Genomic DNA, 571 nt, shown 5'->3' with positions numbered 1-571 from the left:
GCTGCTGACGGGTTCAGGTTAGCCGGTGGGCGATGAATTTTGCCTATGCGTGCCGCTCAGACATGTTCAGCATCAACGCTCTGATCAGGGCAAGCGTCTGGCGATGCACCGAATCATAGTGATTATTGTGGCAATAGGGCCGTACTGACAGTGTGATGGAATCGGCTGTCGTAGAGGACAGATGCACATCGACCGCGGGGCTGCTCAGTACATTGGGGAGGCGGGCGATTTGATCCTTGAGGCGCGGAATGATCGCCTGCTCGTCGGCAGTGCCTGGCAATATTGCGGTCAGTTCGACGCTGCGGAAATCATTGCTGGAAAAATTGATGATCGTGTCAGAGAAGATCTTGTTGTTGCCCACCAGATTCAACACGTTTTCCGAGGCGTTGATCGATGTGACGAACAGTCCGATTTCGACCACTGTCCCGGTCACACCCGCAGCCGAAATCATATCGCCGACCTTAAAGGGCCGCAGCACGATGATGAAACCACCTGCCGCCAGATTGGCCAGCAAACCCGACCACGCCATGCCGATCGCCAGCGCCACGGCCGCCAGCAATGCCGCAAAGCT

1 protein-coding gene is annotated in these 571 nt (G+C 56.4%); it reads right to left on the bottom strand.

Annotated features, from left to right (window positions below; all coding sequences use genetic code 11):
* Positions 1–43 precede the first annotated feature (43 nt).
* On the bottom strand, positions 44–571 hold a 528-nt coding region (locus ALO43_RS06550; RefSeq protein WP_157062269.1), incomplete at its 5' end, for a mechanosensitive ion channel family protein.

Source organism: Pseudomonas tremae (assembly GCF_001401155.1).
Classification (GTDB): domain Bacteria; phylum Pseudomonadota; class Gammaproteobacteria; order Pseudomonadales; family Pseudomonadaceae; genus Aquipseudomonas; species Aquipseudomonas tremae.
This window is presented reverse-complemented; position numbering and strand designations above follow the sequence as displayed.